Genomic DNA, 20,687 nt, shown 5'->3' on the forward strand with positions numbered 1-20,687 from the left:
CGGGACAAGAAAATCTCTTTTCTGGTCTGACGGCGCTTACTGCTGAATTCACTGTCGGCGAAGGTAAGTTGATGACTCATGATGAACCCTGTTCCATGGCTCCAGATGACAAACATGATCTCATATCAGGGACTTGTTCGCACCTTCCCTAACGGAATTCATGAGCTGACCATAGTTCACCGCATCATACCGGCTGGAACCATCAGCAACATTAGTCAGTGTTCTTTGTACCGTAGCTGAACCAAACGATACGGTATCAGCACTATTGGAGAATGAACCGTTCCCAATGGAAATACCTCCATTTGAAGCAGAAGCATAATTACCAATAACAATTGCGTTATCATCGGATACAGTATTGTAGTTGCCAAGCACGATCGATTCGTCGGAATCAATGGTATTAATTGTGCCGATTGTGATGTTGCCAAATTTAAAAACAGCAGAGGGGTCATTAATCGGTGCAGCTGTAATATTGTTTAAGGAACCGATAGTCAAAGCGTAGGAACCACCACTCACCGTATTGAATGTACCCATTATAGAACCAGCGTAATTAGTAGCAGTGTTTCTGGAACCAAGAATTGCTCCCATACCTACCATATCCAGTTCGTTATAAGAGCCTATTACTTGCAATGCACTTCCTGAAACGTTATTGCTATAACCCATAACGGCAAGGTTTTGTCCTAGAACTTTATTGTCACTCCCAACCAGATTCAAATCAAAAAGACCAGTGCCAGTATTATTATTCCCGTAAACATTGAAACTATTGGCGTAGTCATTCCAGAATTGGCTTGGGTCGTAACTAAATGATAAGTCATTATTGCTTCCGGTAATAATATAGTTTGTTAACGAAGTAATTGTGTTGTTATTCCCTGAAACACTTGAGTTGCCGAGTGGTGATTTACAGTTTGATGGGGTTGCACAGGGTGTTAGCCCTGAAATGTTATTGCCATCACCATTTACAGTAACTTCGTCAATTTGGGTGCTATCGATTGAGTTATCTGCCACGGCTACAGCACAATGAAGTGCCAGAACAATAGCAATATATAATGACTTTTGTTTCATGTGCTTACCTTTTCAGTGATGGGTATTAAAAAGACGACCAAGGAATACAGCACATGAAAAAAGTAGTACCGGTATACCGGTACTACTGGACAATTATTTAATGTAACTCCCTTTCTGAGGAGGTTGTGATGTCTCACCCTGGGATTGTGCTGGAGCAGCGGCAACCGGTGCAGACATTGGTCTGATAACAGCAGTTGATGTGGCACTATTTCTTGCACCGACTTCCCAACGACGCGGCTCAATCTCGGTATAGACGTAGCCAGGGACGTTAAGGTCTCCATCTGCGGTCTCATAGGGGTCAACCAGCACCCGCATGACGATAGATTGCGTTCGGATGGGTTGAGGATCAGCAGCAGTAGCAGGCACAGGGACGTATCGACCACCATCGGCAGTATTCCGTCCACCGTTCCCGGCTGTAGTGCGCAGCCGCTTAACCTCCACAGGCTTTCCCGAAAGTTGGTTTTCAGATGCGGTGTCAATCTGCTCCTGGTAATCATCTCCATCGGTCAGGGCATACACATCTCGGACATTCATACATGTGACCGAATTGGGCATTCCCTTGCATCCATATTCATCGTTCTGGCCCAGTAGTGAGCAACCCGACATCGCAAAACCGGCACTAACTAAAAACAATGCCGATACAATTTTCTTCGTCATCATTTCTTGCCCCCAACGGTTTGAGTTTTTGAAGTAACACGTGTGAATTTCAGCATGACCCCTTTTTGCACAATAAAATCAACACTACGGCCTGGATCAATTTCAATTACAGGGAAAAGGTCACCGGCCATTTGCATATAGAAATCGGCAAGACGATTCAATGCGCCACCTACGCCAGAAACTGCTGCGCCCTGGAGTGCGTCAGAGCTCATAACCTGCTGGTAAGGAGTAGCGTCACTACTATCTCCATCGCGTTTAATACTGATTGTCGGAATACTCTGTACGTTAAAGAGCTGAGATGCAGCCTGTAGGAAGCCAGCGGTCAGGGCTCGTGCCAGGTATTGCCCTTGTTTGGTAACCAGTCGACCACGAACACCTGATTTACCATCTTCACCAACAGCGTAGGCTACGAGTGGGGCTTCAAAAACTGCACCGTCATCCCGAATGCACGTTATGACTTCCGATCTGAAATAAGCTCTTTCGGAGGACAAATCACCGAACCCAGCTGCAAGCATTCCGCATTCACGTATATCTGCACGGAAACGGTTTGGGAGAATTGCATCCTTTTTCACCCTGGCCAGCGCCGGATAAGGGTCTTTTCGTGCATCACGAGATGTTGGTGCATCCATCCCCGCAATCAAAACAGTACTTATGATCGACGTTGCAGGAAGGTAGGTCTGGTTCTCGGGGTTATCATCTTCGTCAGCAACGGGTGCGGCTTCAATATCTTCCTGTACAGTGATGATTTCAGGAGTTGCCTGGCTTGGTACTGCTTTGCCATCCTTCCCTTTCTGCTGACGCTGGTTTGCTGCGGGTTCCGGTACGACAGGGGGGGCCGCATCTTCGTATACGCGCTGTAATGTTTTCCCGTTATTGAAACTTCCTGAGTTTCTTGGCGCAACTGAAGGGGCAGATATCTCTTCAGGTTTATACAGAGTAGGGACGTTACGTTGGCCGTTTCCAGCCAGTGGTGTCGCTCCGCGAGACTGTTGTGAGTAAGGCACAGGGTTAGAGACGGTATCAACGCGTTTCTTAATAGCTGCAACCTCAGCGCCTGATTTTTTCTGGTTGTTCTCCAGATTGCTAAGACGCTGAGCTGTCTGATCAGCACCATATTTCTCGGTTAACGTTTTAATCAGTTGACCTTGCTCTTTAATGGTCTTGTCGAGTGCGCGAATTCGCGCCGCAATAGCATTCTGGCTAACTCCATTGGTATCACCATCGGTAAGGACGCTGGCAATCACTTTTTCTTGTGGCGCTCGATTTCGGGGGCCAGCTGAGTCGGGTATAACCAAGAGCAAAAAAAGAACGGCGAAAGTAAATACGCCAGCCCATAAAACCCATTTTTTATGCTTTGCTGAAATTGAGGCCCATTTCTCTTTTAAGGGGATAAGCATGATTTTACTCCGCGAGTTTAGGGCGCATGGAATCGTTAGCTTGTTCGTTTGGCTGGATGTTGCGGATAACGAAGTAAGCTTCAGTTCGCTGGCCAGGCTGGAGAGTGTTGCGACTCCATAGTGCTCTTGCTGCAAGCTGAGGATGGGTGCAGAGTGATTCATCAACCATTACTGTTGATGAACCAGTGTTTTGTGCAACGCCGATGATGACACTGAATTGACTACCCTGAAGATACTGGCCATTTGCAAAGGAGTAGCGAATCTGATCCTGGTCAGTACCCGTGCGGAAATTACAGTTCGGGATACCAACTCCTGAAGAGAGATTTCCCAGAGAGTATCCGGGTGGAATGTCCCCAAGCGCGATGGTTCGCATTATGTTGCGAATCGTCTCGATGTAATTATCTTTCTGTTCCCATCGCCTGGCTTTGACTTCGCTTCCACCATAGTTGTTATATGCCGCAGGCATAACACCAGAAGTACTCGTGTTGTTCAGCTTTCGTGAAAGCATGAGAGTGGCTTGCACCGGTGCAATTTTCTGAGGTACTAACGACACGGAGATCGCTACACTTTCGTCACCTTTCTCACTGATATAGAGACTTGCCGGGTTACTGTCTGAGGTGGAAACGTAGAGAGCGTTATCTTTTACATTTACAGTTACACCCTCCTGTTTAACTTTCTGCACTACAGGGTGTTCAAACGGTGTAACAAGCCGGTTGATCTGGTTAATCGAAATCGGTACGAGGGTGTTCACGCCAGGCGCAACGATATATTCCAGCCGAGAAGGAATGACTTCTTTTGTGAGTGGAACGGGACTGGCAATTGCAGCAGGTACTGGTTGAATATTACGGCCATCAATAGCTGGTTCACTCCCGCCATTGATAGAGTTACTTGCTGGTGGTGTATAGTTGTCAGGATATGGGCGTGTTTCTGTGCTGAGCATTGCCTGAGTTGAGGATGCTGGTCGAGAGGCGAGTTTTGCAGTGACTTTGGGTTGCGACTGCGCATCAGGCTGCTCAAATACCATGCCTTGATCAACAGACATTTCGCCCGCCGTTACGCTATGGGTCGCTAATGTGGACGACGCGGTAAGCAACAGGATAATTATGCGTTTACTATTCAACATTTAGCCCCCCGATAAGTGGCAACACTACGTTCATTTTTAAATTGGCTATTACCAATCAGAAAATTCATTTCGGCACATCCGTTTTGTTTACTGATTGCTGATTTATTAATCTCTCGCTTAAAGATTTATATCTCGGTTAAATCAACTAACGAAATTCTGTCAGGAAGTTCGAGCTGCCGAAGATTTCTGCCTTTGACCTTTGTGTTTATCTTCTTCACTTGGCAGCAACGGTTTGCCACTCTTTATCTCAATGAACGTAATAATGGGCCGGTAGCCTTTTACGTTAACAGTAATCTCGTAATAGACTGGCGTGGTCGATGGTTTGCCGGTGATACCTTCGAGAGTTTGGTTACCGGTGACATAAAAAGTACCAACTGCTAACGGGTCGGTGATAACCCCGACCGGATTAAAAGAAAGCGAGATTCGGTCGCGCTTAATTTGGTCAATCTGGTCGTCCATTGCTTTCATAACTTTTGTGTAAATTGAAGCGTCAAGAAACGGGCCGATAGAATTCTTGAGTAGATCTAAAGTGGCTGGGTTAGCATTTCCAAAACTGTCGGCTATATATAACGCCCATGCCTTCATATAAGAGCTGCTGGCGGCTTTTTCATCCAGCCAGGCTGTTTCTGTAAGGTTTGGCGGAATAATAGTGATGGGTTGTGTTTTGGCTAACAGAGCATAACCAAGTACAAGGTTTGCCAGAATCATTGAGGCAGAGATTAACTTGAAACTTTTGTTTTCTAACTGAAGTCCAACTAACCCTTTTTTGAAATTATGGATATTCATACAATAAACTCCCGGTCGAAGGATTCAGGTACAAAAGTGCCACCACCGAATGTGACTCCGAATTTCCAGTAACAGAGGTGCATAAAATATTTCTCAGAAGCTCGCGCCAGAAAACCGCCATAAACACGTGAAACTACAACACCCAGAATTATCATCGGTAATAATCGTCCAGTGATAATCCCAACCGCGAGAGCAACGAAAAATGGCATGGCTTCATCAATCGACCAAAAAAATAACTTTGGTGGTTCGTCAATCGAGTGAGAAATATAAACAGGTTCCATGATGACCTCTCATATGAATTTTTTCAGATTTATTGACGACAAAATGCGCCTATTTCTGACCAGAGCCTGCAAGCTGAGCCATCATTTGCATAAGGCCTGCTCCATCTACTGCGCCCTGAACAATGGCTGACTTATCACCGTAGACAACAATGTTTGTAGGGGTCTTTTGGATACCAAGCTGACCTGCTTCACGAACGTCGTCGGCTATCTTGCTGGACGGCCTGGCCGCATTGATACATTCAAGTAAGCGGTTCGGGTCTAAACCAGTTTCGCGGGCGATTTGGTCTAGCGGTGCGCTAAGACCGTGCCCGTCAGATTGGCTGTAGCGGAATAACGCTTTAGATAACTGGAAGAAAGATGGATTTCCTCCCTGCTCAACAGCACACTCCGCTGCTAAAGCTTCAGTACGGGAAGCCTGCCCGTGAACAGGAACATGTTTGAAAACCATCGCAATATTCCCTTGTGATGAATCCACGAGATCCATAACGATTGGGAAATGTTGTTTGCAGTACTGACATTCAAAATCGGAATACTCAATGATATAGAACTGAGCATCCGGGTTCCCATAAATACGTTCGTTGTCCGTAGAAGGCGCATAGGCGGTATCGGGTTTGTTTCCAGTCCGGTAACCGACATTGGATTGTTTCTGCGATTCAGGTTTTAGGCCCGCTGCATTAATGTATTTTGCAAATGCGTCCAGTAGTTCGCTTTTGTTGTTTACTACGGGCTTGTGAGTCTCAGCAACGATCGCTAGGTCATTAAGAAGTTGGGACTGTCTATCGATTTGGTAAGTAAAAAATGCAGCCGTGCTTACCATAACCATGAGCGGAATTCCAAATATAAGAGAGTTCAAAATGTTCTTTTTCATTTGTAGCCTCTTGATTGCTGCAATTGTTCCGGCGTATAGATTTCGTTTGGCTTTTGGACTTTGACCTGAGACGCCTCAGCAGCTTTTTGCTTTTTAAGATAGGGCAGTATGATTTCAGCCATGTCTTTGTTCAGGACATCCCGTGACTGAGGGTAAGTTGATGCCGTGATCTTCTGATTGAGGATACGGATTTTTTCTGGGACATCAGAAATTAGCAAATAGCTAATCATCCCTACGGTAAACGTCAGGCAGAGCAGGGCAGAAAGAATAAATGGTTTCGAATTAGTCATGCATCACCTCGCACAGCTAATTTAACAAACATGAAATATTGAGGAAAAAGAAAAGCACCGCAAATTGAGGTGCTTTTCTTAAGGTTAAATACGTTTTGGTAGGTTTGAAATAAGTAGAGATGAACCAATAGGAATCATTACTATCATTATGAGTGCCCCGATCATTGGAGGCACAGGTAACGGTATAAAAAGCGACAGGAGAACGCTATATACACCCCAGCCAATCAATACCATGCTACGACGGTTAAGAAACGGACTGGCATATCCAAAGTTATATCTTTTTGCCATCCACCGCATTACCCCTGCAAACAGAGACGGGATGATGACCACGGCCATGTACGGTAACCAATACATATCAAGTGTTAAACGATACATAATCATGTAGAGCCAATAATTCAGGTTCTCGGCAATGTTCTGGAAAAGCCCAACAAAGTATTTCAGTGGCCCGCCGTGGTTGGCCATGTCGCTGGGAGGAAGCTGGTAAAAATCCTTTAACGCCTTATCAATCCCCGTATTTACAAATGCTTCAGTATAATTGTCGCGAGCCTTTTGCAATACCATGACGAAATCTTTTTCGCCTATCATTTTATGACCCCATGCGATTTCTTTCAGAGCATTAGACTTAAAATACTCAACCGGAAAGAAGACAGAGATAAAAAGGAGAATCGTCGAACTCCAGATGATCAGTGTCTTTATCGTCTTAGGCCACTTTTCCTCATTCAACTTATCAGACATTCGATATCCCCAATCTTCGCCTTCCTCCCAGCCTGGATAATCAGTTCGTTGGTTAGCTTTCTCGGGAGATTTATCCGTGAAGTAATTTCACAGAAATTCAACGTGTGTTGAAGTTCCCGGCAAACGAACAAGCCAAGCTCAATGATATAGATCGCAAGCCGCTCCCAGTCATTCAGCTCCTGCTCGTTGTCCTGATGATAAGCTTTGATAGCGGAGCTCACTGCTGCACCAACGCGTTCATCAGGAGTAAGGGTTTTCAGTAGAGCTAACATTTGCCCAGTGATGCCATCAACACATGGCCAGATCATGGTCAAACCGTCATATGAGGCTTGATCATCTTTACGCTTTAATAGAGTTTTGGTTTTAATCATATTTACCCCTCGGCGCTGATACGTGATTTTTCACCACGAACCTTTTGTTGACGTTCGTAGATTGAAAGGTACTTTTTAGCGATAGTTCGGACATCGCTTAACTCGGACTCATTCCTCGGCATTAATATGACGGGGACTTTACCTTTTACTATTTTATTAGCCTGATTTATGGCCATGCATTCGAGGTTGGGTAACCAACCTAGCAGTTGAGATTGAAATAACTCGCCTTCTTCCTCCATCAATCGTTCCCCGACACTGCCGGTGATTTGTTCAGGATCTGCACCTGCGCTGGAGCCATGACCACGCATAATATATTTGAACTTTGTCGGTGGTACTCGTTTCATGACTGCTTCCTGGGCATCAGGATCTGGTGTGCGTAGCGCCGTAAAGTGGTTCGTATTGGTTATAACCTGCTTCATTTTGGCTTCTGAACCGAGACGGGCTTCGAAGTCGGAAGTCGATTGCGACGAAATAAATAAGCGGAACCCAGCACCACGGGTTTTATTCAACATTTTAATAACTTGGTCATTAATAACTTCAGCTGCTTCATCGATTAACACCATTACAGAAGCCAAGTCCTGACCACCAGGTTTTAAAAAATTGTACACAGTCGAGCTAACAGATGTTATATCAGACAGGAAAATAGAACCGACCGCAGATCCAGTCTCAGCATCTGCAAGGGAATTTAACCCCAAATACAACATTCCCCCGGTAGTGATGATATCCTGAATATTCGAAATTGGACGAGTATCATTCAGTTCATCTTCATCAGCACTGTCAGGGGATAACAACTCTGACATAAACCCTTGAGTTAGTTGACTAAGAATTGGCATCACGTTCAGAATCATTTTCTGGAAGTGTTCGCGCTGATGACCGAACATATCAATACCGGCTTCAATTGAAGTATCGCCTTTCCCTTTATTACCTTTAATGTCATTTCGGTAAATGTCTGCACATATTTCTGCTATTTCTTTTGGGCCTTTAATTTTAGACGAGTAACGGTCAATTTTCGCCTGTAAAATAATGTCGAAATCGGACTCTCCTAAAGTCTTGTGGCCGAATTTAGTGATGGCCATAATCAATAGAGATGCTAATGAAGAGATGTCAGCACTCAGTTGTGATTTAATATTGCGTAAAGTCGGTTTGATTTCACAGATTTTCATCAGCTCAACAACCGTAGTTAATGACATAATACCAAATGAAACAAACGGATCGCTCGTACTATCAGCACGTTGAATAACCGATGTAATTCTGTTAGCTACCTCGCCAGCCTGAGTGTAGTTAGTAATTGGAGATATTCGAGCTGATTTTTCAGGATGCGCCAATGAAACGTAATTATATTTCGTTGAGCGATCCACCAATTCCAGACAGAACTTCATCCATTCAGCCAGTTCTTCATCATTTTTGGGGTCAATGAGGATTAGTGGTTGTTTTTTTAGTGCGGCTTGAAGAATAAGTAGTTTAAAATATGTTGTTTTGCCTGAGCCGGTTGTGCCAGTTATAAGCGTATGCAACGATAAAAGTTCTTCAGAAATTCCGATCCATTCGTTTTTTTTACCTAGCGCATGAATCCAGCCGAGGCCCATAAAATTTTTGGATGGTTTGGCTACAAATTTCTTTATGTCACGCTTTATCAACTCAGATGCCAGTTGACCCTCATTCTGGCCCCACTCAAAGCCTCTGCAAATAAGATAGCTGTCAGGCTCACGAATCATCTGTTCGATAAATGATTTCATGTCCATTACGAGTGGTTTTGGTTTTCGCTTCAGGCGGCGTTTGTGCGTATAAATATCCCATGCTGCCGGGAGACTACGAATACCATAAGCAGCCTGGACTGCAACTGAGAGGTAACAGGGTAGAGATGGCATGTTAAACAGTGTATTAACCCCGATAGTTGCGGCTATACCTGCTGTCCAACCAAGAGTCTCAAGGCCTTCAAAATTTGTGCGCCAACGTAAGTTATATTTCCACTCACTCATCTTTATCCACCATTTGATTATGCATTCGTTCACTATTAGGAAGAATGTAGTCAACACCGGTCTTTGAATAGAAATCAAAGTGCATCAGCATAATCTTCTGCAATTGAGTAATATCAATGCCGAGTTCATCCGCAATACGTCGCTTTAAGGCAACGCTTACGGCAATGACAGGCTCTCCAGAATAGGTTCGCTTCAGCATACCTTTTGAAATCATTTCATTGCATAAATCTGTAATGTTGTAATCTTTATCAGAAACATCAGTTAAAGCAGAGTAAAGCAGATCGTTAAACTTCCCATCCATCAGCAAGTCGATATCATTATTAAGTTCTTTTCTGAGATATAAGCACTTCTGAGTACGATGGAAATAATACTGGGCTGGGGCTTCCATAAACCTTTGCCATAACCAGTTGGAGTCCTGAAGCAGAGCATAATTACGCTCATCAAAATCTTTATCAATAGCAATGATTAAGTGGCCTGATTCAATGAAAAGATCGTCTGAGTGGTCGGTAACATATTTAACGAGAAATTCTTTGGCCGCTTCAAGACCAGATACGTATAGCTGACTAAATTTATCGTAAAATTTTACGTTAGCCGGTATGTTGGCCGAAGTATCCGCATGAGCCGAGTAACCAAAATCGTTATCAGCTTTCACGTCATCCTGCCACATGGAATCATAATCTTCGTAAATTGAATAATCATCAATTACCTCACCAGACTGAATGCCGGTATCGACAGCATCCTGGTGCAGCTGAATTTCCTTTAATGCCTGACGGGTAGGTGAGGGCTGGGTCTGATCCAATGCATCGCTTGAAGTTGGTTCGTTGCTATTATACGAGTTGATGATTGAATGAAACTCAAGGGTTTCGTTCAGAGTTTTATGGTTTGGTTCTTTTATAAGTGAACTGGGTACAGAGAACTCAATCTCTGTTTGTGCCGATGCCAGGGTTTCTTTGAGGGAAAGACGGCGCTTGGGTTCATTATTCTCCGACACTGGCTTTGGTTGATTATCTTTGAGCCCTTTTGATTCCCCGCTGCCCGCCAGCTCAGTTGTTGGTGAATTAGTGTCATCCAGACAATCTTTTTGATTTTTGGTACTGGTATTTCTTTCCTTTACACGATTGTAGTCCTCATCAGAAAGCAGATTGAGCTTATGCAGCAGTTCGTGGGCGTTTTCCGGCGTAACCTGTCGGTTTCCAAAAATACTCTCCAGTGGAGATTCCTGTTCATCAGCAATGATTGTTCCGCCCTGTAAAACTGAGCGGTCGACCTCATTCGGTATTCCGGTTGACGGAACCGGCTTCTGACCAATGTAGGGTTCGCTTTCGACGAGTTTTGGCTGGTTTGGCCTCCCGGTCAGGTATTCCACCCATTTACCTTCAATACGGATGCGGCTGCTGCATGGTAGAGGGTCAACAGTATCGACAAATAGTACTTCTGGAGATATCAGAAGGATGCAGCTCAACGCAACTTTAGGGTCTTTGCTTTCTCTTGAACTTTTATCATTCAAGATATGAGGGGCAATACGCCAGTATGCAGTGTCATCGTCCTGGTGAACGTTTGGTCGACAGAGATGATAACTTAGCATCAGGTCAGCCAGACTATTCTGGGTTTGTGGAATAACAGCGCCGGAGTTCCTAACGGTCTCAATAATATCCTTGACCGCAACACCCCAGACGATGAATACGCCATAGGTAGTCACCCATACAGGGCTTCCTGGCTTGTTGGGAATCCAATCTCCTTTTTTCAATCTATGGCGCATGGCATCAACTACACGCTGAACCGCAGGTACACCTGACTGGCTTGCACGAATCGCATCACCGGCGTATTGCCGCATATCATAGTTAACGGATGCTGAGTCGGCGGCCTTAATGGTAGTGAGGATCTTGTTTTTAACGTCCTGACCACTGATTTTTTCTGCATTGAGCTGCGCACTGGCATTCAGTGCCCGGGTCAATTCATTGAAAATATCATTCCCGCCGTTAAGAAGGTAAACATGCATTTCTTTTGGCATGATCATCAACAACATATTGCTCGTGCTGGAGGTATGCTGGCGGTGACGGCCTGGTTTCCATACAAGATAGTATCTTTTTACATTGTTCTCTTTTGCCCAGACATGGATTGGTTCATGGCCTGGAGGCCAGTGAATTTTCCCGTCTTCGTTCCATACTTCAAAATCGGTAAATGGTTTCCCGAGGTCATGAAGTAGCCCACCAGCTGCGACTGCAAGTCGCCATGCTAATGCACGATTTGATTTATGTACGGGAACCGCCATTGAATCAAACTCGATGTTTTTAGAACGCCGGATACACTGGAAACACACTTCCAATGAATGACGCAACAATCCGGTTGCAGCACGGTGATGATGGTTTTCGGATGCCGGGAAGAGGTGAACAAAGTTAGCGAAATTTATCAGCATAGGAAGAATAAGCTGATTAAACTCAGAGTCCCTAATATCCAGTTCTCGTTTAATCGCCATCACAAGTGGTTTCTGGTAATGACGTAATACGTACTCACCCGGTACTTGAGCCGGGAATCCGATTTCGCTTGCCGGATAGCGCATATTATCTCGTGATGAAATGAGTTTCCCGATTTCTTCATCTACTGACATATCGATTTCGTCACCGAATAGATCAGTGGTAGCCTTTTTGTTATCAGGCAAAAAAGTATTCAGAATATTTTTAATGTGTCTCAGCATTAAAAGATTTCTCCGGTTAAGTACCTTGTAAGTTAACCGATTGAGAAAAAAATCGTGCTGGAAAATGACGACGTTTTGTCTTCATAAAACATAACGTCAAGGGTGAGAAATTAAGATAATGACGTTGCTATCCAATTGGAGACTAAGCAATGAAATTGGCGAATAAAATTGTTTTGCCCCTGCTGGTGGTTATTACCGGCGTAATCACCAGCGGTTGCAGTGGGACAGGTAAGCCACAACGTACTTACCTCGACGAAACGCGCAATCTCCCCGCCAGGGCCGAGTACCCCTACCAGTATCAGTACTCCGAATCCTGGCGTGGTACAGAACGCGGTGGCGCGGCTATACGTTACCCTGGGTATGAGCATACGCTCGTGAGTCCGTATGCCATCAATGATCCATCCGGGAAGCGATATGTGGCACATGACAATTACACCCAGGTCTTGCTCACTTCAGTGGCAAACACAAAGTATGCCAATGGGCCGCGTGGCACGTTCACACAGACCCCAGCATTTTGCGGGGAAAATACCTTTCTCCTTCCTAATAACACACAGAACGCCAGTAGGGCTGAATACCTCCGTATCAAAGATAAATACTGCTCAACACCTGGCTATCGGTTAAGTGCCCACGAATTAAATGTGCTTTCCAGTGGTGAACCGGAAGAGCTGCGGAAATATCGAATTCAGATGCAGATCGATAACCAACAACCTAAGTCCTAATCCATCAAAATGCGAGGGTACAATGGATAAGCAAAGAAATGAAAAGTGCAGTTCTGGAAATAAAACAATTTTTGCCTGGGCCGGGGGAATCGTTGTTGTAATCGGAATGGTTTGGTTGATGGTAATTAGTTTTATCTCGTACAAAACCCAGGTGATGACCAATCAACTGCTGGATAAAATTAGTACATCGCTGGCCAAGAACCCCGCAGTTCAACAGGGAGTGAACGGAAATATTCAGGACGAAGTAAAGGGTGCTCTTAAGTCTATCGCCGACCAAAAGCTCGCGGAAGAACGAAAGGCACTCTATAAAGGCTGGGACAAAGCAAATAAAAATACTGATGGCCGTTATATCTATGGCGAGCCTGGCGCTCGGTTTTCGTTGATCAACTATGAAGATCTGGAGTGTCCATTCTGCAAACGCTTCAAAGAAACGCCGAAGTATATCGTTGATACCGCGACAGCCGGGGCTGTTAACTGGGAATGGCGTCATTACCCTATGTCATTCCATGAGCCGGTCGCATCGAAGGGCGCAGCTGTTGCTGAGTGTATTGCGGAGCAGAAAGGGCCGAGTGCTTTCTGGGCCGTTACTGATTATTGGTTTAACCATACTGAAACAAACGGTAAAGGTTTTAAGGATGCGGACAGCATCCCAGCACTGTTTGAGGTAGACCAGGCGAAATTTGATACCTGTATGGGCAGTACTGAAGTGATTAAGCGCATTAAGCAGGATATGGAGGCCGGTTCAGCTGCCGGTGTTGATGGTACACCAACCACGATTGTGCGTGATAATGTCACCGGTAAAGAAGTCTCTGTTGTAGGCGCACAGCCCTTCTCAAAATTCGTTGAAGTGATCCAGTCTATGGTTGTCGATTCTCAGAGAGACACATCAGGCGAAGCCTCACCAGCTCAACAAGATAAATAGAAATAAAAAAGAGCCCTGAATTAACCAGGGCTTTTTTTGTCAGATTATCACTACTGAAACATTTCGCTCAATACGACTTCGGTATTCTTCTAATAGCTCCATTAACGAAGTATTGATGTTTACAGATTTCTTGGTTCTGGTAATAGTTACGTACAGCAGATTAAGTTCGTCAATAATTACTTCCCGTGGCTTCTTCATCACAACGGCTTCTATAATGGATGGGAAGTCGTCATTGATGATGACATGGTCAAATTCCTTTCCCTTCGAGGTATGGGCTGTGGTAACAATTAAATCAGCTTCCTTTTCTGTTCTGGCTTCATTCATCCTCATGGTCTCAACCATCCCGGGGATATCAGCATAGACTTCCATTAACTTAATCGCCCGCACCATGTCCACGTCCTTGGTGGTTTCTGCGATCTCTAAAAAATTTGCCCAGTTCCCGTATTCCGTAGTGATACGGTTATTTTTAATAGCAGCAATGTTACCTGTTTTTAGCGCATGTAAATCAAGGAGCTCGTCGAGACGGTATTTTGAAATACCTCCATTCCACATCACCCGTTTGCCCCACATAATCGACTCGTAGGCAGATTGTATGACTCCCATGTAGGTGCGGCTGATGATGGCGTAAAAGTTTTGATCCTGTATCGCCGATGGCTCAACGATAGCATCAAGACTACCCAGGCCTACCAAGGGGAACGTTTCACCCTTCATTGACAGCACAACGTTGGCCAGTGCTGCAACAAGAGGCCCAAACCGGAATGACTTAGTCAGGCGCATAACCTGAGCCCCGTGGTCTTCAACAATCTCAAGGGCGTTTTCCGCACCGCGCCAGCGGTTTATCACTTGGTGCTGGTCGCCGACAAAAACTTTGCAGCAGTTGTTTCTAAGAACGATATCGATCGTTACCGGATTTGCGTCCTGCGATTCGTCGAAGAGAATGACATTGTAGAACTGGTCTAGGGCTGGGTTCGATAACTGGAACAACTTGAGGATGGTATTCGGTGAGCAATAGGCATCGTTGAGTGGGTCAGATTGCATTTGCCATGTACGTTTTGCTGCACGTAGCGCTTGATCCAACCTGCTTTGAGATATTTTATCGGTTTTACTTAAGTCTTTAAGTACGTGTTCAGTAGTAATTTCGTGTTCATCTGAATTCATGAAATGGGTAAGCCCATTTATTGCAAGCTTAACCACTCTCCAGTCATCTTCACCCATCATTGCGCGGTATTCGCTCACGGATATAAACTGTCTGTATTTATGAGCAAAGTGTTTGTACCGGGTCACGGCCAAACCATGAGATGTTTTACACTCGACGTTTTTTGGGAATTTCTTTTTTGCATCATCTTTAATAGCTTTATTAAAAACGATATAGAGAATTTTGAGTGAGGGGTTTGCATCCGCGAATTCTTTTAGTGTAAAGGTCTTACCAGACCCCGCGTATGCCTGTACTGAAACAATACTGCCAGGTGTAGGTTTGAAACCTATGATCACGTTCTGTTCATCAGTTACCGGCATCAGAATTACCTTTATGTTAGATATCGTTTCATAGTACCTTTTGACACGGCGCGAATGATTTAAAAATGGGGGCAAATTGTACCCATTTTTAAGAATACAAATTTATCTGTTCATGAGTAATACAATAAGATAGTACCATCAAACTATTACTGCGGCCCTCAACAGGAGGTAATCTATGTTTTATTTATCGTCCTTTGTCTGGATGTCAATCTGGAGTCTGATTTCGATTTACATCTATTACAAAGATAAAAAGGCCGCGACTGCTGGCGAGTACCGTGTGGATGAACTGACGCTGGATGCGCTCATTGTGCTGGGCGGGTGGCCAGGTTGTTTCATTGCTCAACGAATGTTTAAACACAAAACACGCAGTGCTTACCAACGTCGGTTCCGGGTTATCGTTGCGGTCTGGATAGTTCTTTACATCGGATTATGGAATTTTCTATGGGCGGGAAATAAAATATGAAGATGTAAAAAAACCGGCCAGAGCCGGTTTTTTTTACATCCATGATGGTTACATGAATGCCGGTAAAGTGGTTTGCACTGCGTGGGATGCGGCCATCATGCCATTGATAATGTCCGGTGAGTAGTACAGGGAGATCGCACCACCAACAGCAACCGCCAGTGACATCAGACTCTGACGTACAACAGCAGCTGCGAGACCAACCAGAACGATAAGACCGATCAGCACCTTACCCAGAGAACCCTGCATGTAATCAGAGATTTTGAGCCATACATCGTCAAAACCTGCCTGGGTTGAACCAGAAGCGTGAGCGGTAACAATGGCAAGAATCAGAATGCCGGTGATCACCAGCGGGGTTTTAAACTTCTCAAATTTGATAGCGTTCATTTAAACATCCTTAATAACGAGTTTTAATAATTTCGATCTTTGGATGTTCTCCAGCTATTTAACGAGTTTGAGCCGGGAACTTTATTAATATAAAATTTGTTTTGTTTGATTTCATTGTTAAAGCAGGGCGTTATACAATAGCAATGTGTGATATAAGGTGACATTTATCCGTGTCTATTAACATATATGAAAATCTGGATGAAAACTTCTTTTTGAGTATGAAAGCCAACTTTACTAGTGTCACATTTAAACGAGGTGGATATGTTGAAATCAGAGGTGTTGGTCAGTACGTTGACATCGTTGGGATTATTATTTTTTTCTACTTTTGCACAGGCTGATAATCCAACAGAAGTAATGCTACCGGCTGGTGGCGTTAGAGTCGTTGTCGGATTTTCACCTGAAGGGTCTGCACAGAAAGCAATACTGGATCTGATCAATTCAGCTCAGCAGGAAATCCGTATGGCGGCATACTCTTTTACGTCACCCGTAATTGCGAAAGCATTAATTAATGCTCACCGAAGGGGAGTAGATGTCAGGATCGTAGTTGACAAAGGGCAAAATAATAACCGATATGCAGTCTCGACTATGAATACAGTAGTTAACGCGGGCATTCCGTTACGGACGAATGATCAATTTCTTCTGCACCATGATAAGTATTTGTGTGTTGATAGGATATCTGTTGAAACCGGTAGTTATAATTACTCAAGTTCGGCTTTCAATAAAAATAGTGAAAATAGCCTTGTACTTTATAACGCACCAGATGTTACAGCGCTGTATCTGGCCCACTGGGAATCTCGTTGGACTGGTGGTGTGGATTACATACCTAATTATTGAATTTTAATCAGGGTTCGGGATGAACCCTGATTTTATCATTTAAGAAACGCTTCAAGTTCGTCCATATCCAGGTCGTTATAAAATGAACGCCAACCTTTACGGGCTAAATTCGGATGCAGCATTTTGATGTTGCTTAATGGCATAATGCTGCTTAGTCCCATTTTAATAAAGTATTCATATACCAGGCGGCTGTACCGGTCAAAATCGGTAAGCGGTCTCGACAGAAGGTATGCTGCCTCTGACATAGTCAATCCCTGTATATGCAACCTGTAACCCAGCAGACGGCTGCATGTATCGCGCATAACACCGCGTGTTAGCGGGAATAACTCATCACTTACAAGATGTTCAGGTAAGTGAGTTCTCGGGCACTGAACAGGATTTATACCCCTGATATAGCACTCATCATTCTCAAGGATACAAAACTGGGGTTCCGGGCCGGAAAAAGAGTTACCAAGAAAGCCGCAGGGATCGATCACGCCACCACCCTTAAGTGCTATCCATCCGTACTGAGTTTCAGTGACTTGGTATAACCCACGATCTCCTGGATTGATGCGTTCTTTGACCTTTTTTCGACGTGTTCCTATAGTAGCAGTTCCGGCAATTACTCCCTGATCTACCAGTGCTCGGCATACGATGTAGGATCTCGCCTCTGACCATTCAATCCAGGGTAAACCAATGTGGTAACTGGTCGAAACCAGCCTTAAGCCGTCGATGCATGAATCTGTCATGTAACTTCTCCCGAAAAAAAAGCGCACCAAAGATGCGCTCGTATTTTCAATTCAACAGTCAGGCTTTGGATTTTTTGGCCAACTTGTCCGTTTGCTTAGAAAGTTCCTTTTTTGTGAATTTGAGGGAATCGGTTCGTTTATCAGGATCGCCAACAGCCTGAAGAATCAACGAGTAGGAGTTTTCGCCATTGAGTACAAAGAGGTCGGTTGCCTGCGACCATGCCCCCTTGTTTTCAGAACGCTGTACCCGCAGGATATTTCCTGGGAGGAGTGAGACTGACCAACCTTTTTCATCAGAAAGGTATACGTTGACCTTACCTTTCGATGGTAACAAGAATACTTTTGATGAAAAGGTTGAATAAACGAATACCGTATTTTGTCCCTGCGAATTGTATTCAACAGTTTTAAAGTGCCCACTATAGTCCAGGTCAGCGCCAGTAAGCGCATTCTTCTCCTGAACAACAAACTGTTGGGCTGTATAGCCTTCTGATGCTGCTTTATAGTCTGACGTAGCAGTAGTTTTAGTGGGTTCCGTATAACCGAACTCAGCTGGGTCAATTTGATGGCCAGAGGTATCTTTAGTGATGTTTTCAACACCTGCAATATCACGTGTGGTAGGTGATGGCGGTGTTTGAACCGGGTTGGTCTGCGCCGCAGCGTGTTGATTTGGTTCTGCTGTAACTGGAGCTGAAGCCGGGGCTTCACTAGTGGCCCCAGATAGTGCTTTTTTAGCGATTTCCTGTGCAGGAGTTATCTCAACCGTTCCAGGTTGCTCTGCGTTTTGTGAAACCTCGCTACCGTCAGTAAACCCAGGTTCAGCCTTAATTGAGTCAACCAATGACTGCGTAGCAGGATCTGACTTAGATACAACTGGTGAATTTGCATCCGGGTTAGCTGGTGGCGTGGTTGTGGCCATTTTTAGCATCTGATCGCCAAGATTATCAGACGATGCAGGGGAAACACCGGCGCTATCTTGCTTTGTGACAGTAGGTTCACTTTTATCATCATCAGGGGGCGCTGATGCGGGTTCCTGTTCATTATTTGTGATAGGAAGTGTCAGTGTTGGCTGAGGCCCAGCCTCATCGGTATCAAGGTCATCGTCATCCACATCGATACCATGTTGTTTTGCAATATCCGGGTTAACGCTGATCCCACTCTTTGCAACTTCGACGATAGATAGGTTCGGTTCTTTGTCTGGTTTACCATTCATTAAAATAAATGCGCCTAATGTGCTTACCGCAAAGATACCGGCAACCAGGATACTCAAGGTTTTTTTAGAAAATCGCGCCTTAACACTGGGGGTTTCATCTCCAGCATTCTGCGCTGCGCGTTCGCGTAATTTCTCCTGGCCGTATTCAGCACTTGTGCCACGTTTTTCACTCGTCATTGAAAACCTCGTTGATCACTATTCGTTCTGGCCGAAGCCCCAACTCACGGTGTATATGAAAGTGAGCATGATAAGGAAAGCCCCATAATCGCGTGAGATGGTTGCCCCGGAATTGATTAGGAAAATATGCTCTCGCGATAATAAACGGATTATATCTTGAGGGAGGTAGCTCTCGAAATTTTGCGGCCTGAAAACGACCGCAAAATGAGATGGTTTTCTTGAAAATAGATTTCTAGAGGTTACGGGTTCCTTTACAAATTGGGTAAGCCGAGCAACCATAGAAATAATTTCCATTCGACATTCTTCTAACCATTTTGCTATGGCAACGGGGACAGCTAAATAGCTGCGCCTAATACCGCTACACTTTTGCCTGACCATGTTTTCCTCCGGGGAATGGGCTGGCGGTTTCCATAAAATGGCGGACCTTTTTCAGTAACTGCCACATTGAGCGGCACTGATGATTACGGGTTATCGTGTCATGAAGTGCCTGCCATAGCCGTTCCACATGATTCACCCACGGCGAGTAAACCGGCTGGTAAATTACCCTGAACTTGGGATTTGCTTTCAACCAGCGCTGTGTTTCGCGGCTTTTATGGATAATGTAGTTATCAACGATCAGCGTGATTGTTTTCGCCCGCCGGTAAGTGGCTTTCAGGTGCTTCAGCAGAGCGATAAACAGCGCTGAACTTTTGCTGTTGCCGCCCACGTAGCTGACTTTACCCGTGCCACTGTGCAGTGCGCCGGCCAGATAGTATTTTTCGTTCTGCCCCGGCGTCACTACCCGTTTCTGCTGTCCGCGCAACTGCCAGTCCGCACCGATTTTAGGATTAAGGTGGATATCCACTTCATCTTCATAAAATACCGGATGCTCTGCGCTGCATTCATCCAGCGCTTTGTGGATTACCGCCATCTTTTCATCTTTATGTGGGTCACGGATACGCAGAGTTGGCGCGGCCCTGCGCCATACAAGCCCCGCAGATGGCAACCAGCGGCGAACGGTTCCTGCATGTAACTGGCAACCGGTTATCTCATTGATTTTTATTGCCAGTAATTCGGTGCTCCAGCGTGAACGTTGATAACCAAAATCGCCGGGAGAATGCTTTATCAGCTCACGTAACAGGGTGCAGATATGTTCAAAAGGCCAGCGTCGGGAGCGCCCTGCGGGTAAGGATTTCAGGCCTTCAATACCTGAGTGCGTAAACCAGTTAATCCAGCGACCAACGGATGAACGGGCACAACAGAGAGTTCTGGCAACATCGCTGACCCGTTCACCCCGATGAAGCATCAGCATGGCCGTGAGTCTGCGGGCATGATTTTTATCACGCGTTTTATGAATAGCTTTCTGCATCAGGCGTCGTTCGCCACGGGGTATTGGTACTATGATCGGCATCGCTCAGTCCGGTTGGTGATTTTGGTTGGTTTGGCGATTGATCAGATCGCACAATCCGGGCTGAGTTCCCTTTCAGTGATCTACTATTCCGCGCAGCTATTTAG

22 protein-coding genes and 1 pseudogene are annotated in these 20,687 nt (G+C 45.0%); 4 read left to right on the forward strand and 19 right to left on the reverse strand.

Annotated features, from left to right (window positions below; genetic code table 11):
- The 13 genes from OGY13_RS08700 to mobH form a co-directional block, all read right to left on the reverse strand.
- The coding region (locus tag OGY13_RS08700) for a hypothetical protein (RefSeq protein WP_016247518.1) at nt 1-80 on the reverse strand (80 nt) is incomplete at its 3' end.
- Nucleotides 81-120: 40 nt separating this feature from the next.
- Nucleotides 121-1,059, reverse strand: a complete 939-nt coding sequence (locus tag OGY13_RS08705; protein ID WP_286637610.1) for a hypothetical protein — start codon at nt 1,057-1,059, stop codon at nt 121-123.
- A 93-nt stretch (nt 1,060-1,152) separates the two neighbouring features.
- Nucleotides 1,153-1,719, reverse strand: a complete 567-nt coding sequence (gene traV, locus OGY13_RS08710) for a type IV conjugative transfer system lipoprotein TraV (protein WP_016241587.1) — start codon at nt 1,717-1,719, stop codon at nt 1,153-1,155.
- The gene (locus OGY13_RS08715; RefSeq protein ID WP_007372227.1) at nt 1,716-3,113 is read right to left on the reverse strand and encodes a TraB/VirB10 family protein; all 1,398 of its coding nucleotides are present in this window, start codon (nt 3,111-3,113) and stop codon (nt 1,716-1,718) included. The genes traV and OGY13_RS08715 overlap by 4 nt, the downstream gene beginning before the upstream one ends.
- Before the next feature lie 4 nt (nt 3,114-3,117).
- On the reverse strand, nt 3,118-4,236 hold the full coding sequence (locus OGY13_RS08720; protein WP_016241588.1) for a TraK domain-containing protein: 1,119 nt from the start codon (nt 4,234-4,236) through the stop codon (nt 3,118-3,120).
- Between the two features lie 159 nt (nt 4,237-4,395).
- Nucleotides 4,396-5,022 carry a TraE/TraK family type IV conjugative transfer system protein gene (locus tag OGY13_RS08725; protein WP_007372225.1) on the reverse strand — a complete coding sequence of 209 codons (627 nt, stop codon included), beginning with the start codon at nt 5,020-5,022 and terminating at the stop codon, nt 4,396-4,398.
- Nucleotides 5,019-5,303 (reverse strand): type IV conjugative transfer system protein TraL, encoded by a 285-nt coding sequence (traL, locus tag OGY13_RS08730; RefSeq protein WP_007372224.1) that lies wholly within the window; start codon nt 5,301-5,303, stop codon nt 5,019-5,021. The genes OGY13_RS08725 and traL overlap by 4 nt, the downstream gene beginning before the upstream one ends.
- 49 nt (nt 5,304-5,352) lie before the next feature.
- A complete protein-coding gene (locus OGY13_RS08735) occupies nt 5,353-6,171 on the reverse strand; it encodes a DsbA family protein (protein ID WP_007372223.1) in 819 nt (272 codons plus the stop codon).
- Nucleotides 6,168-6,461 (reverse strand): hypothetical protein, encoded by a 294-nt coding sequence (locus OGY13_RS08740; protein WP_007372222.1) that lies wholly within the window; start codon nt 6,459-6,461, stop codon nt 6,168-6,170. Before OGY13_RS08740 ends, OGY13_RS08735 begins: the two co-directional genes overlap by 4 nt.
- 84 nt (nt 6,462-6,545) lie before the next feature.
- The gene (locus tag OGY13_RS08745) at nt 6,546-7,196 is read right to left on the reverse strand and encodes an IncC plasmid conjugative DNA transfer DtrJ family protein (RefSeq protein ID WP_007372221.1); all 651 of its coding nucleotides are present in this window, start codon (nt 7,194-7,196) and stop codon (nt 6,546-6,548) included.
- A complete protein-coding gene (locus tag OGY13_RS08750; RefSeq protein WP_009654243.1) occupies nt 7,181-7,567 on the reverse strand; it encodes a hypothetical protein in 387 nt (128 codons plus the stop codon). The genes OGY13_RS08745 and OGY13_RS08750 overlap by 16 nt, the downstream gene beginning before the upstream one ends.
- A 2-nt stretch (nt 7,568-7,569) precedes the next feature.
- Nucleotides 7,570-9,546: a conjugative transfer system coupling protein TraD gene (gene traD / locus OGY13_RS08755; protein ID WP_007372220.1), complete on the reverse strand. Its 1,977-nt coding sequence runs from the start codon at nt 9,544-9,546 to the stop codon at nt 7,570-7,572.
- Nucleotides 9,539-12,241 (reverse strand): MobH family relaxase, encoded by a 2,703-nt coding sequence (mobH, locus tag OGY13_RS08760; protein ID WP_007372219.1) that lies wholly within the window; start codon nt 12,239-12,241, stop codon nt 9,539-9,541. Before mobH ends, traD begins: the two co-directional genes overlap by 8 nt.
- Before the next feature lie 149 nt (nt 12,242-12,390).
- On the opposite strand from mobH, the gene OGY13_RS08765 reads away from it, so the two are divergent.
- Together OGY13_RS08765 and OGY13_RS08770 are read left to right on the forward strand one after the other, a co-directional pair.
- Entirely contained in the window at nt 12,391-12,960 is a 570-nt protein-coding gene (locus OGY13_RS08765; protein ID WP_016241589.1) for a hypothetical protein, read from the forward strand.
- 22 nt (nt 12,961-12,982) lie between these two features.
- A complete protein-coding gene (locus tag OGY13_RS08770) occupies nt 12,983-13,882 on the forward strand; it encodes a DsbA family protein (protein WP_016241590.1) in 900 nt (299 codons plus the stop codon).
- 39 nt (nt 13,883-13,921) lie between these two features.
- Here the strand turns inward: OGY13_RS08770 and OGY13_RS08775 are convergent, their stop codons facing one another.
- Nucleotides 13,922-15,397, reverse strand: coding sequence for a UvrD-helicase domain-containing protein (locus tag OGY13_RS08775; protein WP_007372217.1), 1,476 nt, complete (start codon nt 15,395-15,397; stop codon nt 13,922-13,924).
- Nucleotides 15,398-15,572: 175 nt separating this feature from the next.
- On the opposite strand from OGY13_RS08775, the gene OGY13_RS08780 reads away from it, so the two are divergent.
- The gene (locus tag OGY13_RS08780) at nt 15,573-15,860 is read left to right on the forward strand and encodes a DUF1294 domain-containing protein (protein WP_007372216.1); all 288 of its coding nucleotides are present in this window, start codon (nt 15,573-15,575) and stop codon (nt 15,858-15,860) included.
- A gap of 48 nt (nt 15,861-15,908) precedes the next feature.
- Here the strand turns inward: OGY13_RS08780 and traA are convergent, their stop codons facing one another.
- Entirely contained in the window at nt 15,909-16,244 is a 336-nt protein-coding gene (gene traA / locus OGY13_RS08785; RefSeq protein WP_007372215.1) for a TraA family conjugative transfer protein, read from the reverse strand.
- A gap of 261 nt (nt 16,245-16,505) precedes the next feature.
- Here traA and OGY13_RS08790 point away from each other — a divergent pair, with 261 nt between their 5' ends.
- Nucleotides 16,506-17,078, forward strand: coding sequence for a phospholipase D family nuclease (locus tag OGY13_RS08790; protein ID WP_016241591.1), 573 nt, complete (start codon nt 16,506-16,508; stop codon nt 17,076-17,078).
- A gap of 35 nt (nt 17,079-17,113) precedes the next feature.
- On the opposite strand, the gene OGY13_RS08795 is transcribed toward OGY13_RS08790, so the two are convergent.
- From OGY13_RS08795 to OGY13_RS08810, 4 genes and pseudogenes are all read right to left on the reverse strand, one after another.
- A complete protein-coding gene (locus OGY13_RS08795) occupies nt 17,114-17,806 on the reverse strand; it encodes a hypothetical protein (protein WP_016241592.1) in 693 nt (230 codons plus the stop codon).
- Nucleotides 17,807-17,864: 58 nt separating this feature from the next.
- Nucleotides 17,865-19,193 carry a prolipoprotein diacylglyceryl transferase gene (locus OGY13_RS08800; protein WP_007372213.1) on the reverse strand — a complete coding sequence of 443 codons (1,329 nt, stop codon included), beginning with the start codon at nt 19,191-19,193 and terminating at the stop codon, nt 17,865-17,867.
- Between the two features lie 232 nt (nt 19,194-19,425).
- Nucleotides 19,426-19,518 (reverse strand): annotated as a pseudogene (locus tag OGY13_RS08805) (topoisomerase DNA-binding C4 zinc finger domain-containing protein); the annotation flags it as partial.
- A 33-nt stretch (nt 19,519-19,551) separates the two neighbouring features.
- Complete coding sequence (locus OGY13_RS08810; protein WP_001395480.1) at nt 19,552-20,583, reverse strand: IS630-like element ISEc33 family transposase; 1,032 nt, start codon at nt 20,581-20,583, stop codon at nt 19,552-19,554.
- Nucleotides 20,584-20,687 lie beyond the last annotated feature (104 nt).

The organism is Citrobacter sp. Cpo045, assembly GCF_030332875.1.
Classification (GTDB): Bacteria; Pseudomonadota; Gammaproteobacteria; order Enterobacterales; family Enterobacteriaceae; genus Citrobacter; species Citrobacter portucalensis.